Here is a 16451-nt window from a genome sequence, read left to right on the forward strand (position 1 = left end):
TGACAGGTGTCATTGGCTAATCGGGTCGTATCCGGCGCACCGGGAAATGTTTTCTTACGGCCCGCGTATTGAATGGTCGGTTGCTTAGCTCCGCTGCGGTAGCTAGCATCAGTTTTCGTTTTCAGGCGCGTCCTTCCGACAATGTCATCCCGTCCCGCTTCGCCAAGGAATGCAGCGCTGCCCACGCCACTGGACACGCGCATTGAAATCGAAACGCCAGAAGGCATCGACATGCTTCTGCGCCCTGCCGGGCTGGTTTCCCGCGCACTGGCGTTCGGCATCGACTTTGCTATTCGCGCAGCCCTCATCGGCGTGTTCTTTGTGCTTCTGCAACTGTTCGACAAGCTCGGCATGGGTCTGGCCGCTTTGGTGTTTTTTCTGCTGAACTGGTGGTACATGGTGCTGTTTGAAGTGCTCAACCAGGGACGCACACCCGGAAAGCGCCTGCTCGGGCTGCGGGTGGTGCATGACGACGGCACGCCCATAGACTGGTCTTCGTCGCTGATCCGCAATCTGCTGCGCTTCGTCGACATGCTCCCGCTGGGCTACGGGCTGGGGGCGATCACTTGTCTGAACCATCCGCTATTCAAACGGCTGGGTGATCTCGCCGCCGGAACGCTGGTGATTTACAGCGACCGGCCGGTGGCGCGCCCTACCCTGCCGCAGGCCGAACCGGTCATGGTGCCCTTTGCCCTGCATCTGGATGAACAGCGGGCGGTGCTCGGCCTGGCAGAGCGGCAGGGTGAACTGTCCAGCGCACGAACCCAGGAACTGGCGGCCATCCTTGCCGAACCCTTGCGTATCCCCGCCGACACGGCGGTCGCTCATGTCAACGGCATCGCCCACAACCTGCTGGGGCCGACATGAAGCAGAGCCTGTTTGAAACCCGCCATCAGCAGGAGTGGCAACGCTTTGAGCAGCGCCTGACGGCCCTTGAACAGGGCAAGGGCGATGTCAGCGACGGCGAGAGCTTTCCCGGCGATTATCGACGCCTCTGCCACCATCTGGCGCTGGCCCAGGAGCGCGGCTACAGCAGCCATCTGGTCGACCCCCTGCACCAATTGGCCATGCGCGGTCACCAGCAACTCTACCGTCACCGCAGCACTGCCGGGGTACGACTGCTGAGCTTCGTTCTGAGCGGCTTTCCGCGACGCGTGCGGGCCGAGTGGCGCTTTGTACTGGTTGCCAGCCTGCTGCTGTTCGGCAGCCTGATCGGCATGGCGTTGCTGGTGTATGGTTTTCCACAACTGATCTACAGCGTCGTCAGCCCCGAACAACTGGCAGACATGCAGAGCATGTATGACCCGTCGGCCAGCCGGGTCGGACAGCCCGTCGAGCGGGGTTCCGATACGGACTGGATGATGTTCGGCTACTACATCATGAACAACATCGGTATCGCCTTCCAGACCTATGCCAGCGGTTTGCTGTTCGGACTGGGCAGCCTGTTCTTCCTGCTCTTCAACGGGTTGATGACCGGCGCAATCGCCGGGCACCTGACAGACATCGGATACGGACAGACCTTCTGGCCCTTCGTCATTGGTCACGGCGCCTTCGAGCTGACGGCCATCGCCCTCGCCGGGGCGGCGGGTCTCAAGCTGGGCTGGGCCTTGCTGGCCCCCGGAAGGCTGAAGCGCAGTGCCGCGCTGCGCATCGCCGCGCGGGCCAGCATGCAACTGGTCGGCGGGGTAATCCTGTTTCTGCTGATCGCAGCCTTCATCGAGGCGTACTGGTCATCGATGACCTGGCCCGGACCACTTCTCAAGTACGTGACAGGTACCGTCCTGTGGGTGATGGTGGCCGCGTATCTGACTCTGGCAGGACGTACACCTCATGCGCCTGACTGAGTCGACCGTTGCCATACGCCCGCGCTTGCCCTGGGAAGCCATCGACCTGGGCGTGCTGCTCGCCGGGCGGCACCGCCGCGTGCTGATGAGCAGTTGGGCGATCGTCACCCTGCCCTTTTTCGGCATCCTCAGTGCGTTGCTCTGGGATTACCCCACGGCCGCCATCCTGCTGTTCTGGTGGCTCAAACCTGCGTTCGAACGGTTGCCGCTGCTGATCCTTTCGCAGTCACTGTTCGGTGCCACGCCGACATTACGACAGGCCCTCAAGGCATGGCCGGCGACCCTGAAGGAGCAACTGCTGCCCAGCCTCCTGTGGCGACGTCTTTCCCTGAGTCGCAGTTTCCAACTGCCGGTGCAGCAACTGGAACATCTGGCAGGTACCGAGCGCGCCCTGCGCATCAGCCTGCTCAGCCAGAAAGACCTGCGTGCCGCACAGCTGCTCACCATCGTTGGCGCACACCTGGAATACGCACTGTGGATAGGCCTGCTGATCCTGCTCTACGCCCTGATACCGCAGCAGATCCAGATCGACTGGCACTGGATGAGTCTGCTCGACGTTGAAAACCAGTGGCTGTGGATCGACCACCTGACCAACCTTTTCTATGCCCTGGCGCTGGTCATCTGGGAGCCTGTGTATGTCGCCTGCGGCTTCACCCTGTATTTGAATCGCCGCACGGTTCTTGAAGCCTGGGATATAGAGCTGATCTTCCGGCGCCTGCGGCAGCGCCTGATCGGCACGGCCTATGCGGTGTTGATGGGCGTCGGGCTGGTACTTTCTGCAGCGCCAGCACCGGCTTGGGCCGATCAACCCAGCTACAGCTGCCCATTTCCGGAAACCGCTCAGACGGACCCTGACCCGTCCATGGCCGCGCCCGACACACCGCGCCTGACCCGCCAGTCCCTGACCAGCGAAGCGGCACGCAGCCAGATCCAGGACGTTCTGCAACAACCGCCCTTCCGTAATCCAAAGACTGAAACCGGCTGGCGCTTTCCTGAAAAACAGAAAGGCCAGTCTGCGGCTCGGGACACGCGCGACCAGAGCTGGCTGATGACCTGGCTCAATCGGCTTCTGCGCGCAGCGAGCGCCCTGGCCAGCCTGATTGAAGTGCTGCTGTGGGCCGTGGTCATCGTGCTTGTGGGGCTGGTGATCTTCCGTTATCGGGACTGGTTCAGGACCTTCGCAGGCCGAGAGGTCAGCAAGGTAAAAACCACCCGCCCGGCGCCGGAGCAACTTTTCGGCCTGCAAGTCAGTGCCGAAAGCCTGCCCGACGATGTTGCCGGCCGGGCCGAACAGCTCTGGAACAGCCAGCCTCGCGAAGCGCTGGGTCTGTTGTACCGCGCCCTGCTCAGCCGCTTGCTGAGCGACTATCGATTGCCATTAAAAAATGCCGATACCGAAAGTCAGGTGCTGGAACGTATCGCCGCGCTCAACCAGCCGCGGCTGAGTGAGTTCAGCCACACGCTGACCCTGCACTGGCAGAACCTCGCCTATGGACATCGCCTGCCACCGGCCCATGCCCGGCAGGAACTCTGCGATGGCTGGCGTCGTCTGTTCAGCCAGGCAGCGCAGCCATGAGCCGCCGCACCGGCCTGCTGATCGGGCTGCTGGCCCTGTTGCTGCTGGCAGGCGGCGCGCTGTTTCTGAGCACTCAGCTCGAGCGCTACGAGAAAACGGTCGATCAGGGCCCCTCGCCACAGGCGAAGGCCAATCCCTGGCTGGCGGCCGAACATTTTCTGCGTGGCCGCTCCATCACGGTCAATACCATCGACACGCTGGCTCAACTTCCCGACCCGACTCAGAGCACCCAGACCCTGCTGCTGCTCGATGACCGGGAAGACATGACCCCGGCGCAAACCCAAAAGCTGCTGAACTGGGCCGAGGCAGGCGGGCACCTGCTGTTCGTCGCCGAACAACTTTGGGACGAACAAAAAGGCCGCAGCGGCGATCTGCTGCTGGACAGTCTGCAGATTCATCAGTACCTCACCAAAGACATCAATGCCAAGGAACAGCAGTTGACCGACGCTCAGCCGCCACTGCCCATCCCGCTGATGACGCCCGCCCCCAAACGCAAGAAAATGCCCTGGCCGGAGCTGACCCGCCTGTACCTGGAAAACGAAAGCGCCCCGGCCTACATGAGTTTCGATCCAGCGTTTCACCTCGAAGACCCGGAAGATCACGCTCAATCCTGGGCCAACAGCGCCGATGCCACACACCTGCTGCAAATAAGCCGGGGCAACGGGCTGATCACCGTCGTCACGGACGCCAACCTGTGGAAAACCCGCTCGATCGGCCACTATGACAATGCCTGGCTGCTCTGGTATCTGACGCAGGACAGCCAAGTGACCCTGGTGCTGCAAACCGAACACGACAACCTGCTGAGCCTGTTGCTGCGCAACTATCGTCAGGCGCTGCTGACGCTGGCACTGCTGATCGGCCTGGGTCTCTGGCACATCGGTCTGCGCGAGGGCCCGTTGCGCAGGCCCGCGCCACTTGCACGCCGCCAACTGACCGAGCACCTGCGCGCCAGCGCCGAGTTCCTGCGCAAACACACCGGGCAGCAGGCGCTGATCAAACGCCTGCAACAGGACATCCTGCGTCGCGCCCGCCAACTGCATCCCGGTTTCGAGCGGCTGGTCGTTGCCGAACAGTGGCAAGTGCTTGCACGCCTGACCCGTCAGCCCACCAGCGCCATCAGCGACGCACTGCGCCCTCGCCCGCCGCAACGCCTGTCACACAGCGAATTCACCCGCCAGGTAGCCCACCTGCAAACGCTCAGGAATGCCTTGTAACCCGGCACCCGCAGAGGGCCGTTTTTCTGTACATCAATCACCCGGTGTGTGAATGCCAGGCCGAATAGGGATCATTCCAGTGAGCCCTGTCCGATAAACCACGTCCAGCAGCGTATAAAGAATAAAGGGAGGCTCTTTCCAGGCAGAAAGAGACCTACCCCAGGCACCGGGTCACATGCTTCACCGCCTGATAGGCCGCCAGTCCCCAAGGCCCGAGCTCACGCCCGATACCGCTGCCCTTGTTGCCGCCCCACGACGTTTCGACAAATACCGCCTGGATCGAGTTGATCCACACATGCCCTACTTCCAGCGCATCGGCCACCCGTTCGGCGCGCTCGATATCAGCACTGGCAACCGTCGCCACCAGCCCAAAGCAGCTGTCATTGGCCAGGTCGACAGCTTCCTGTTCAGTGCTGAAACAGCGGAGGCACAGCACCGGACCAAAGATTTCTTCACTCCACAGGCGACTGCTGACAGGCACGTCGCGGTACAACGTCGGGCTGACGAACCAACCATCACGTGCCAGTGCTGTTCCACCGGTCAGACACTGCATACCCTCCTCCCGGGCAACAGTGAAATACTCACGGACCTTGTGCCACTGCGCCTCACTGCTCAGTGGTCCCATGTCGACGTCTTCAGTCAGCGGATTACCGACCCGCAGCGCTTCGAATGCCTTCTGCAAACGAGGAATCAATGCCTCGGCGATGCCCTCTTGAACCAACAACCGCGAGGTGGCCGAGCACATTTGCCCGGCGTTCCAGCAAATGCCTGCGACGATCCATTCCACCGCCTGATCCGGGTCGCAATCGTCGAATACGATAATCGCGGATTTACCGCCCAGCTCCAGCGTCACCGGGCGACAATACGCCGCTGCGCTGTGCATGACCTGGCGGCCCACACCGCTGCTGCCGGTGAACGACAGCTTGTCCAGACCTGGATGGTTGCTCAACGCTGCGCCGGTATCAGCCCTGCCGCTGACGATATTCAGCACTCCGGCGGGCAAGCCGAGCGCGTCGGCAATTTCGCCGTAAACCTGCTCGATCAGGGGCGTGACCTCCGAGGGCTTGAGCACCACAGTGCAACCGGCAGCCAACGCCGGAGCGAGTTTCCAGGCACTGGTGACCAGCGGAAAATTCCACGGCACGATCAGACCCACTACGCCCACCGGCTCCAGGCGGGTACGCGAAGTAAAGCCGGAGGCGGCCAGTTCAACCTCGCGATGGGTGGGCTGAGCCTCGATCAGGTGGGCGAAGTAACTGAACGTTGCCACGGCGTCATCCAGATCGACTTCGGCTTCATGACGAGGCTTGCCGTTATTGCGCATCAGCAGCGCAATCAAGGCTTCGCGGCGCTGCGCGAGGTGATCAGCAAAGCCGCGCAGCAATGAGGCACGTTCGGCAGCAGGCGTATTTTTCCAGACGGGAAGCGCGGCGCGGGCAGCGGCGACAGCCTGATCGACCTGCGCGCTGCTGGCGCTGATCACTTCGGCGAAGGGCTGGCCCAGAGCGGGCTCGTGGACGATCAGAACGTCGGCACCCTGGCCTTCCAGCCAACGACCGTTGATGTAATGCGGGGTGTTCATGGCAGAGCTCCATCAAGAATCCCATGCAGGGCGCAATTGCAACGGGCAGGCTTTATCCGCCAGGCAGACGCCACCGATTTGCGGCTGAAGCGGATTGGCTCGCAGCGGCGGCGGTGACGACGCGTGGCGGCTCAAGGCGCAAACGGCGGCGCCTCTTCGATTTCGATAATCAGCGGCCGGTCATCCGGCGCTTCACGCAGCAGCGCCTGCAGGTGCTGGTAATCCCGAGCACGTTCAGCCACACAGCCGAACCCTCGGGCGATGGTCAGAAAGTCCGGCGTATGGATGTCCACGCCCAGCGGCGTGATGTCGCGGCGCTCCATGTAGCGCTTGATCTCGCCGTAGCCCTGGTTATTCCACAACAACACAATAATGCCGACCCGCGCCTCCACGGCGCTGGCAAGTTCCGGCAGGGTGAACTGAATGCCGCCGTCGCCCATCAGGCTGATCACCGCGCGCGAGGGCTCAGCCAGTCTGGCCCCGATGGCCGCAGGCAAGCCGTAGCCCAGGGTGCCGTAACCGGTAGAGGCATTGAACCAGCGACGTGGGCTGTCCAGCTCGACCAGGTGATTGCCGCTGTACACCGTCTGCGTCGAATCGCCGACAAAACGCGCCTCGGGCAGCACTTCAAGCACGCACTCGAACAGTTTTCGGTAGTGTGCCCAGGCGCTGAAGCCTTCGGCCAGTTGCTCCTGCGCCGCTGCGGTTCGTTGAGCACCCGGGCTGGCTTTATTGGCCGCACGCACTGGCAACTCGGCAAGCAAGACACTTATTGCCGCAGTGGCATCGCTGAGGATCGCCAGACTCGGAGGATGGTTGCGGGTCAACTGCCCGGCATCGATATCGATGCGAATCAACTCGCCGCCAATCCTGAAATTGCCGTCGAACACCACATCGTAATCGGTCTCGCCCAGCTCGGTGCCAATCGCCAGCACCACATCGGCGTCCAGCGCCAATTGCCGAACCGGCATCAGCGACTGGTTGCTGCCCAGCAGCAACGGGTGCCCGGCCGGCAGCAGGCCTTTGGCGTTGATGGTCAGGGCCGTCGGTGCATCCAGCCGGGCTGCCAGCTCGCGCACTTGCTCCATCGCTGCGACACAGCCACCGCCGAGCAGCAACAGCGGACGCCGGGCCGAGCGCAACCGTGCAGCGGCCCGGGCAATGGCTGTAGGGTCCGGCGCGGGTCGATCGATGATCTGGCGCGGCTGCAGTGTCATGTGCGCGGCGCTGGCGACGATAATGTCCAGCGGCAGCTCGATGTGTACAGGCCGTGGACGCTGGCTGTCGAAGACGGCAAAGGCCCGTGCCAGAACCGCAGGCAGTTCCTCGACGCTCATCAGCGTGTGGCTGAAGGCACTGACCCCGGCGACCATCGCGCGCTGGTTCGGCAACTCGTGCAGATAGCCATTGCCCAGCCCCAGCCGATGACGTTCGTTGACGCTGGAAATCACCAGCATCGGGATCGAGTCCGCATACGCCTGGCCCATTGCCGTAAGGATATTGGTCATGCCCGGGCCAGTAATGATAAAGCACACCCCGGGCTTGCCGCTGACCCGTGCATAACCGTCGGCCATGAAGCCCGCGCCTTGTTCGTGGCGCGGCGTGATATGTCGAATGCCACTGCCCGGCAAGCCGCGATACAGCTCAACCGTATGCACGCCGGGGATGCCGAATACCGTGTCGACGCCCCAGGCGCTCAGTTGTCTGACCAGAAACTCTCCACAGGTGGTCATGCTGCGCGCTCCTGTTCCAGGCCGATAAAGCGTCGCACGCGCGGATCGCCGTCCTGGCGGATGGTCGCGGGCGAGGCATCAGTGACCACATGGCCGTTCTCCATGAACACGATGCGATCGGAAATCGACAACGCGAAATCCATCTCATGAGTGACGATCAGCATGGTCATGCCCTCGGCAGCCAGATCCCGAATGACGTTGAGCACGTCGCCGACCAACTCCGGGTCCAGCGCCGAAGTCGGTTCGTCGAAGAGCATGATGTCCGGCTCCATCGCCAGCGCACGGGCAATCGCCACACGCTGCTGCTGGCCGCCCGACAATTGATGCGGGTATTTGTCGGCATGCGCCAGCAACCCGACACGATCCAGCAGCGCATGGCCCTTGCGACGCAATTGAGCGGTGCTGGCCAGGCCGTGATAACGCGGCGCGAGAATGACGTTGTCGAGAATGGTACGGTGCGGGAACAGGTTGAAGTTCTGGAACACCATACCGATGCGCCGGATGCCCTGCCGGATCACCGGAGAGTCGGCGCGTTCTCCTGCGCGAATGAAGTCATTGCCGAACAGGACAATCTCGCCCTGATCGATGCTTTCCAGATTGTTGATCGTGCGGATCAACGAAGTCTTGCCGGAGCCGGACGGACCAATGATCGAAATGACTTCACCGGGCCTGACCAGCAGGTCGATGCCCTTGAGTACTTCGTGGTTGCCATAGCGCTTGTGGATACCGCGCAGCAGCAGGGCATCGGGTTGCCCCGGAACCGGCACGCAACGCGGCTTGCCAGACCCTGCTGGTTGGCGCAGGGCATCGGTCTGCGCATCCTCCAGGGTCTGTGCGCTTTTGCGCGACAAGTCCAGATGACGCTCGGCCCATTGCAACAGCCAGCCAAACAGCGTGACGATCAGCACGTAGTACATCGCTACTGCCGCCAGGGTTTCCAGCACCAGAAAGTTTTGTGCGTAAAGGCGCTGGCCAACCAGCAGCAACTCGTTGAGCGAGATCACCGACACCAGCGACGTCAGTTTGACGATGGTCACGTATTCGTTGGTCAGCGTTGGCAGCGATATACGAATCGCCTGCGGAATGACAACCAGACGCTGCGCGCCCAGACCGCGAATGCCCAGCGCTCTGGCGGCTTCACGCTGGCCCTTGAGCACTGACAGCAGCCCGCCTCTGTGAATCTCGGCCATGTACGCCGTTTCGGTCAGTACCAGGGCGATCAGCCCGGAATAAAACGGTTGCGACAAGACACTGCTTGAGGCCGGAAACAGTTGCGGCAGGTTGTAAACGAACACCAGCAGCACCAGCAACGGGATGCTACGAAACAGCCAGATGTACAGACTGGCCGGCACGCGCAACCACGCATGCGTCGACAGCCTGGCGCTGGCCAGCAGGAAACCCAGTGCCAGACCTGCCGTCCAGGACAGGACGCTGAGCTGAACCACCGTCAGGCAGGCTTTCCAGAGAGCCTGTACGGAGAACAGCGAGAAAAAATAGGCCCATTCGAATGCCATGATGACCTCGGTGCAGCAGATGGATGGCGAAGGCCGAGCGGCGAACCGCTGTCGCCGCAGGACCGTCTCTGGCCGTTAAACAGGCACCGCATTCGCGCAAGCAGCTCTTTGCCGGCTGCGCGATGCGCGCGTGACAAAAAGCCGCTTGCTGTGAAGTGTGCGGGCAGCCGTGACTTACGCCGGTTCCAGGTTGTACTTGCTCAGCAGCTCACGGTACGCATCGCTCTGCTTGTAGCGCTCGACCACATCGCGCAGTTTTTCAATCAGTTCGCCGTTGCCCTTCTTCACATAGATGCCCAGCGTCTGCGGATAGAGGGACTTTTCAGAACTGATCACGATGCGGCCACGGGCCTTGTCGACGATCATTTTCGCCGCCGCCGAGATCTCCAGATGTGCCTGAATATTGCCGGAGATCAGTGCCTGCGACGCCTCTGCCGTGGTCGGAAACTCACTGATCGCGATTTCGCCCTTGTTCTGCCGGACGCAGTAATCGGCTGACACGGCCTTGAGCTGATTGATCCAGTTGGTGCCTTGCTGCAAACCGACCTTCAGGCCGCACAAGTCTTCAGGCTGCTGGGGTTTCGCGGTGCTGTCGCTGCGTACCATGATGGCTGCGCCCACCTGCGCATAGGGAATCGCCTCGGCCTGCCGGGTCCGCTCATCAGTGATGTACATGCCGGAAATGATGGTGTCGAAGCGGTTGGCGTTAAGGCCCAGGATCAGATTCGGAAAGCGTGTGTCGACGAACTCGACCTTCATACCGCCCAGTTGCCTGGCCAGCTCGTTCGCCACCTCGGGGTCAAAACCCACCACCTTGTCACCCTCGTAGGACTCGAACGGCGGATAGGAAATCTCCATGCCGACTTTCAGCGTACCGGGTGTGGCGGTGGGCGCAGCCTGAACGCTGCCGGCAAACAGGGCCAGGCCCAACAGACATGTGGCGAAGCGCGAAAACGTGGTGTTTGGCATAGTCGTCATTCCAGATTGAGGGAAAAGGCAGATCACTAAGTCACGCTCTGGTTTTTCAGGTGCCCGAAGCTTGAAGGCTTTCTGGCGTGCTGAGGCAGGGCAAGCTGCCCATCGGCAACACGCTGGCGAAGGTATTGGTAGGTCTGCAAAGCCTGAGCCCACATGTGCTCGCCAATGGCGACAGGCGCGTAGTTCTGCTCGCCGTCCGCGAACTGCGGCAGGGGTTTGATCAGGGTGTGGTAGTCGCAGGCATAGAAAAGCGGGAACGAATAACGCTCTCGCTGGATCTTGCGCACGCGGTGCGCCGTGGCGACAAATGCACCCGCGGTCATTACCTCCAGCATGTCGCCGATATTGACCACAAAGGCCCCTTCCACCGGCGGCGCATCGATCCACTCACCCCGCTCGTTCATGACCTCCAGACCCGGCTGATCGGCCTGAAGAATGGTGAAACACTCATAGTCAGTGTGCGCGCCAATGCCTGGCGCGTCCTGGGCATCGCCATCGAACGGGTAGTGGATCAGGCGCAGCTTGGAAGGTGGAAAGCGGGCCATGTCATCGAAGGCATGCTCGTCCAGGTCAAGCGCCAGAGCAAAACCGCGGAACAACTGATGCCCCAGGGCGAATACCGCCTGATAGTAGGCCTGCACCGCCGCCCGAAAGCCCGGCAAGGCCGGCCAGTCGTTTGGCCCCAGCAGCGGTGTGCCGGCGAGTACCAATGGGTTGTCGGCGGGCACTTCAAAGCCGATGTCGAACGCCTCTTTATGGTCCGGCTTGCCAGTCCCGTACACTTCCTCGCCCTCGGGAACGAAGCCTTTGTGGCTCTGCGAAGCGCCGATGTAATGTCGCATCTTGGCGTCCAGCGGCTGGGCGAAATACTGCTCGGCAGCGCGGTGCAGATTCTCGATCAGTTCAGGCGCGATACCGTGACCGGTGATATACACAAAGCCCACACGCCGGGCCGCTTCGCCGAGAGCCTTGGCCACTGCCTGGCGATCGTCCAGACGTTCGCTGAACAGGCCGTGGATATCGACCAGCGGAACGTGGGTGAAAGCAGAAGGTTGACTCATGGCAGCAGGCTCCCCGGGCGGTTGAAAAGCGCAGAAAAGTGTTCACGCTCGGTACGGCCCATCCAGGCGTTAAGGCCCCACAGATCGGCTACTGGCACATTGGTGAACGGTAAATGATGCAGGTAGCCATCAGGCCCGAACTCCGGCGTCAGCGTGGTGCCGGCAAAGCCACGGGCGCGCTGCGAGCGCCAGATCGCTGCCCAGTGCTGCTGATGGAATGCCAGAGCGGCGGCGTATTCCGGCGCGCCCGGGTGCGGCACTTGCGGCCCTTGGTCATAACCGACCCGGGCCTGAATGTGGTGCACACGCTCGACGAAAGCGCTGAGATCGTCGGCCGGGTCATCGAGCAAGCGCTCACAGGTCACCACCCAATGGCTGATATCACTGGTGAAACGCAGATCCGGCACCTGCTCGATCAATTGCAGGGTCAGCCATGGGTTGAACAGTGAGCGCGCGCGGTGCGTCTCGAAGCTGCAGGTCAGGCCGCTGCGCCGGGCGATTTCCAGCGCTTCGCCAAAGAAATCCACTTGCTGAGCCAGCGGCCAGCGGTCGTTGCCGGCCAGCACATTGACAAACCGCGGCGCCAGTTCGGCAGCCTGTTGCAGCTTGCCGGCGAAATCCACCAGATGCTCGGCAGGCGTCGCCGCCTGCACCGGCAGCACTTGGCTGGAGGTGAATAGAGTGGCGATGTACGGCACACAGTTATCCCGCAGGAACGCCGCGAACGCTGCACGCTCGGCTGCCTGCTCGGGGACGCGCGCCTCGAAGCCCTCGAAGCCCGCTTCACGCGCCTCAAGCAGCGCCTGCTGCCAAGTGCCGTGATAGCCCCACAGTGTGCGAAAGAGTTCCAGTTTCATGGGCAAACCTCGCCGCCTGTGCCCGCAGTGGCACAGCGCGGATCACGAATGGGCGGTGGCTGACGGGGTGGCGCTGCTGATGGCCTTGCGCCCCAGCATCGGGGGCGCCCCCTTGGGGCCATACACTGACACTGGCTCCGGAAACGAGCGCAGCAAGGTCAGGTACAGCAGCGCCGCCAGGCCCAGAGTGATCGGCAGACTGATGTCGATGCCTGCGGCCAGCTCGCCCAGCGGCCCGACAAACTGGCCAGGCAGATTGACAAAGCACAGGCCCACCGCCGCACTCGGAATCCACGCGCCCAGCCCGCGCCAGTTCCAGCCGTGGTGAAACCAGTAACGCCCGCCACGCTGGCCACGGGTGAACACCTGCAAGTCATCGGCGTGGTAAAAACCGCGACGACTGATCAGGCCGAGGATCATCACCACCATCCATGGGCTGGTGCAGGTAATGATCAGCACTGCGAAGGTCGACACGCTCTGCACCAGATTAAAGGTGAAGCGACCTATGAAAATAAAGGCAATCGCCGCCACACCGATCAACAGCGTGGCTGCGGCTCGGTTGAGTAGACGCGGGAACATGCTCGACATGTCCAGTCCGGTGCCATACAACGCCGTGGTGCCGGTAGACAGCCCTCCGATCACCGCAATCAGGCACACCGGTAAAAAGAACCAGCCGGGTGAAATCGCCAGTAAGCCACCGACATAGTTGTTGGACTCGATGTACTGCGGCGCCTGAGTCGCGACCAGCGTCGCGGTGCACAGGCCAAACAGAAAAGGGATCAGCGTGCAGGCTTGAGCCGCGAGCACTGCCAGCATGATGTGCGATCTGGAGGTGTCGCGCGGGATGTAGCGCGACCAGTCGCCGAGAAAGGCGCCGAACGAAACAGGGTTGCTCATCGCCAGCAAGGCCGACCCGGTGAAGGCCGCCCAGAAGCCCGGTTGCAGCAGATTGACGCTGCCGGCATAGCCCGGATCGAACGGCCCTGCAAAGGCCAGGATGCCCGACAGAAACAGCAGGCTGGATGCCCAGACCGCGACCTTGTTGATCCACAGCATGAAGCGAAAGCCGAAGATGCATACGATCAGCGCCAGCACTGCGAACAGCCCGTAGGCCAGCCCCAGGCTGGTATTGTTTTCCGGCAGGCCGACCAGCCGCTGAGCGCCGCCGACCAGCGCATCGCCAGAGCTCCAGACCGAAAGGGAAAAGAAGGCCACTGCGGTCAGCAGTGACAGAAACGAACCGATGATGCGCCCGTGCACACCGAAATGCGCGCCGGAAGATACCGCGTTGTTGGTGCCATTGATCGCACCGAACAGGCCCATCGGCGCGAGGATCAACGCGCCCATTGTCACGCCCAGAACGATCGCCCAGACGCCGGCCTGGAACGACAGCCCGAATAACACCGGAAAACTGCCCAGCACCGCCGTGGCAAAGGTATTGGCACCGCCGAAGATCAGACGAAACAGATCGATAGGGGAAGCATCGCGTTGGGTGTCGGGTATCTGTTCCACACCAAAGGTTTCGATACGCGTCGAATGGCTCATGTGTTGCTCCAGCGCCTGTCACGGTTGTTGTAAGGCCAGCGCAGGCACGCTGACCCTTTATAGCCGCCCGTTAACCACGGACGGAGGGTTTTTCCATTCAATCGACTTCCGGCACACTTCCAACGTCAGCACGCGACTACACCGGTGCGTGAGTCTTGCCCACCGGTTCGCGAACCACATTCGCTCCCGCGAATGAAACGTGTGTCGTGCTCATTGTTATTGTTGCGAACAAACCGTCCTTAAACCGATGTCACCACCGACAAGCGTGCGTGCCAGGCCAGCCATTGCCCGCAGCCGTAGCCGAACACAATCGTCTCGCACGCCTGCAACGACGTTCCTCAGCCGTACGGATCAACCCGGCTTCGCGAATCACCGGCGTATCACACCAGGCAGCACACAGAGCATCTCGTAGAGCAGATTGGCACCCAGCAGCGAGGTGTTGCCGGTGGTGTCGTACGGCGGCGACACCTCGACCAGATCGCAACCAATCAAGTCCAGCCCGTGACAACCGCGAATGATTTCCAGCGCCTGAATCGTGGTCAGCCCGCCGACCTCCGGTGTCCCGGTGCCTGGCGCCCAGGCCGGGTCGATACCGTCAATGTCGAACGACAGATACACAGGACCGCCGCCGACCTTCTCGCGCACTTCTGCCATCAGCGGTGTCAATGACTTGTGCCAGCACTCTTCGGCCTGCACGACGCGGAAGCCCTGTTTACGGCTCCAGTTGAAATCCTCAGCGGTATAACCCTGCGCACGCAGACCGATCTGCACAACACGGTTGCTGTCCAGCAGGCCCTCTTCCTGCGCACGGCGGAATGTGGTGCCATGGGCGATCTTTTCGCCGAACATGTGATCGTTGACGTCGGCATGCGCATCAATATGCACCAGCCCGACCTTGCCATGCTTCTTGTGGATGGCGCGCAGGATCGGCAGCGTCAGCGTGTGATCGCCGCCCAGCGTCAGCGGCACGATGTCGTGGCCCAGAATCCGGTCATACTCCTGCTCGATAATGCGTACTGCGTCCAGCAGGTTGAAGGTATTGATCGGCACGTCACCGATGTCTGCCACGTTCAGCGAATCGAACGGCGCGGCCCCCGTGGCCATGTTGTAAGGACGAATCATCACCGACTCGGCGCGGATCTGCCGTGGCCCGAAACGAGTGCCGGAACGCAGCGAGGTGCCGATGTCCAGCGGAATGCCGACAAACGCGGCGTTCAGCCGGTCGAGCTCTTCAGCGCTCTGCACATGCGGCAAACGCAGCATGGTGGCGATACCGCCAAAACGAGGCATCTCGTTGCCGCTCAGGGGCTGGTGGAAAGTCGTGTCCACAGGAGTGCCTCACCGTGTTGTCATTAATGTGAGGCCATTCTGGTGACGCCTGGCAGCCGGAAGAATCGCTGCAGACAAAAAATCAGTTCAGAGATTTCTAAACTATCCATGGATACACTCTGCCCCTGATCCTCTCCACACTCCCGCCGGCTTTACACCTGCGTGAAGGGGCTCAGCCCACGGCAAGAACGTTACATACCCACTGCCTGAACATAGATACACGCCAGCCGGCCTGAACCGGAAATACCCGAGCCACGCTGCGCCTGCCATCGGAGACGCCAATGTCCTCTGTCCTGCCTGACATCAAATTGCTGCGCATCTTCGCCAGCGTTGTGCGCCATCAGGGCTTCGCCGCCGCGCAGCAGGAGCTCAACCTCTCCACGTCTGCAATCAGCACCTACATGAGCCAACTCGAAAGCCAGCTTGGTCTGGTTCTCTGCCATCGGGGCCGCGGTGGATTCAGTCTGACCAGCAAAGGCGAATTGTTCCACCAGGAAACCCTGCGGCTGCTCGCTGAACTGGAGGGCTTCGAACGCTACAGCGCTGCCCTCAAGGGTGAACTGCGCGGCACCCTCAACCTCGGCGTTCTCGACTCCACTGTCAGCGACCCGGCCCTGCCGCTCGCGGACGTTATCGGCGCCTACAGCAAGGAGCACCCTGCCGTGCACTTGCACCTGAGTGTTCTCAGCCCGGCGCAGTTGCAACTGGGCGTACAGGAAAATCGCCTGGACCTGGCCATCGGTGCCTTCTCGGTTCGTATGAGCGGCCTGATGTATCAGGCTCTCTATCGCGAACAACACTGGCTGTATTGCAGCGATCGCCATGAACTGTTCGACCAGCGCCGCATTCCGGCAGAAGTGATCACCCGGCAGCGTATGGTCGGACGCGGCTACTGGAGCCAGGCAGAACTGGCGCGGCATGGGTTCAAACATAGCGCCGCTACGGTGGAGTCGATGGAGGCCCAGCTGATTCTGGTGCTGTCGGGGGCGTATATCGGCTACCTGCCCGAGCATTACGCGCAATTCTGGGCGGATCAGAAACGCTTGAAGGTGTTGCTGCCGACGACGTTCGGCTATCAGGCACCGTTTTCTCTGGCGTTGCGTAGGGGCAGATCGAGGGAACCGTTGATACAGAGCTTTCGTGATCGGCTCAAAGGCTGGTTCGAGGCGGGGTGACAATGCGCAGCGGAGGCAATCGTCGCGCTCGGAGATAACCCGG

At 61.8% G+C, this 16451-nt stretch carries 13 protein-coding genes; 5 read left to right on the forward strand and 8 right to left on the reverse strand.

Features of this window, described 5'->3' with window-relative positions:
- The first annotated feature begins 141 nt into the window (after positions 1-141).
- Genes BLR16_RS06215 through BLR16_RS06230 form a run of 4 tightly spaced genes read left to right on the forward strand, consistent with a single transcriptional unit; the run spans position 142 to position 4634 of the window.
- Entirely contained in the window at positions 142-867 is a 726-nt protein-coding gene (locus tag BLR16_RS06215; protein WP_074804984.1) for an RDD family protein, read from the forward strand.
- On the forward strand, positions 864-1844 hold the full coding sequence (locus BLR16_RS06220; protein WP_058396746.1) for a stage II sporulation protein M: 981 nt from the start codon (positions 864-866) through the stop codon (positions 1842-1844). The genes BLR16_RS06215 and BLR16_RS06220 overlap by 4 nt, the downstream gene beginning before the upstream one ends.
- A complete protein-coding gene (locus BLR16_RS06225; protein ID WP_074804987.1) occupies positions 1831-3420 on the forward strand; it encodes a DUF4129 domain-containing protein in 1590 nt (529 codons plus the stop codon). Before BLR16_RS06220 ends, BLR16_RS06225 begins: the two co-directional genes overlap by 14 nt.
- Complete coding sequence (locus BLR16_RS06230) at positions 3417-4634, forward strand: DUF4350 domain-containing protein (RefSeq protein WP_074804989.1); 1218 nt, start codon at positions 3417-3419, stop codon at positions 4632-4634. The genes BLR16_RS06225 and BLR16_RS06230 overlap by 4 nt, the downstream gene beginning before the upstream one ends.
- A gap of 154 nt (positions 4635-4788) precedes the next feature.
- Here the strand turns inward: BLR16_RS06230 and BLR16_RS06235 are convergent, their stop codons facing one another.
- The 8 genes from BLR16_RS06235 to speB form a co-directional block, all read right to left on the reverse strand.
- A complete protein-coding gene (locus BLR16_RS06235) occupies positions 4789-6216 on the reverse strand; it encodes an aldehyde dehydrogenase family protein (protein WP_074804992.1) in 1428 nt (475 codons plus the stop codon).
- 131 nt (positions 6217-6347) lie between these two features.
- Positions 6348-7949 carry a 5-guanidino-2-oxopentanoate decarboxylase gene (locus tag BLR16_RS06240; protein WP_058416570.1) on the reverse strand — a complete coding sequence of 534 codons (1602 nt, stop codon included), beginning with the start codon at positions 7947-7949 and terminating at the stop codon, positions 6348-6350.
- Entirely contained in the window at positions 7946-9463 is a 1518-nt protein-coding gene (locus tag BLR16_RS06245; protein ID WP_074804995.1) for an amino acid ABC transporter permease/ATP-binding protein, read from the reverse strand. Before BLR16_RS06245 ends, BLR16_RS06240 begins: the two co-directional genes overlap by 4 nt.
- A gap of 174 nt (positions 9464-9637) precedes the next feature.
- Positions 9638-10432 (reverse strand): transporter substrate-binding domain-containing protein, encoded by a 795-nt coding sequence (locus BLR16_RS06250; RefSeq protein ID WP_003363874.1) that lies wholly within the window; start codon positions 10430-10432, stop codon positions 9638-9640.
- Positions 10433-10467: 35 nt separating this feature from the next.
- Positions 10468-11502 carry an isopenicillin N synthase family dioxygenase gene (locus BLR16_RS06255; protein ID WP_054082073.1) on the reverse strand — a complete coding sequence of 345 codons (1035 nt, stop codon included), beginning with the start codon at positions 11500-11502 and terminating at the stop codon, positions 10468-10470.
- Positions 11499-12359, reverse strand: coding sequence for a sugar phosphate isomerase/epimerase family protein (locus BLR16_RS06260; RefSeq protein WP_074804998.1), 861 nt, complete (start codon positions 12357-12359; stop codon positions 11499-11501). Before BLR16_RS06260 ends, BLR16_RS06255 begins: the two co-directional genes overlap by 4 nt.
- A 42-nt stretch (positions 12360-12401) precedes the next feature.
- Positions 12402-13904 carry a purine-cytosine permease family protein gene (locus BLR16_RS06265; protein ID WP_092194168.1) on the reverse strand — a complete coding sequence of 501 codons (1503 nt, stop codon included), beginning with the start codon at positions 13902-13904 and terminating at the stop codon, positions 12402-12404.
- A gap of 369 nt (positions 13905-14273) precedes the next feature.
- Complete coding sequence (gene speB / locus BLR16_RS06270; protein WP_044308907.1) at positions 14274-15233, reverse strand: agmatinase; 960 nt, start codon at positions 15231-15233, stop codon at positions 14274-14276.
- Positions 15234-15514: 281 nt separating this feature from the next.
- Here speB and BLR16_RS06275 point away from each other — a divergent pair, with 281 nt between their 5' ends.
- Entirely contained in the window at positions 15515-16408 is an 894-nt protein-coding gene (locus BLR16_RS06275; RefSeq protein WP_003363886.1) for a LysR family transcriptional regulator, read from the forward strand.
- The last annotated feature ends 43 nt before the right edge of the window (positions 16409-16451 follow it).

The organism is Pseudomonas sp. BS3767, from assembly GCF_900099665.1.
GTDB classification, from domain to species: domain Bacteria; phylum Pseudomonadota; class Gammaproteobacteria; order Pseudomonadales; family Pseudomonadaceae; genus Aquipseudomonas; species Aquipseudomonas cerasi.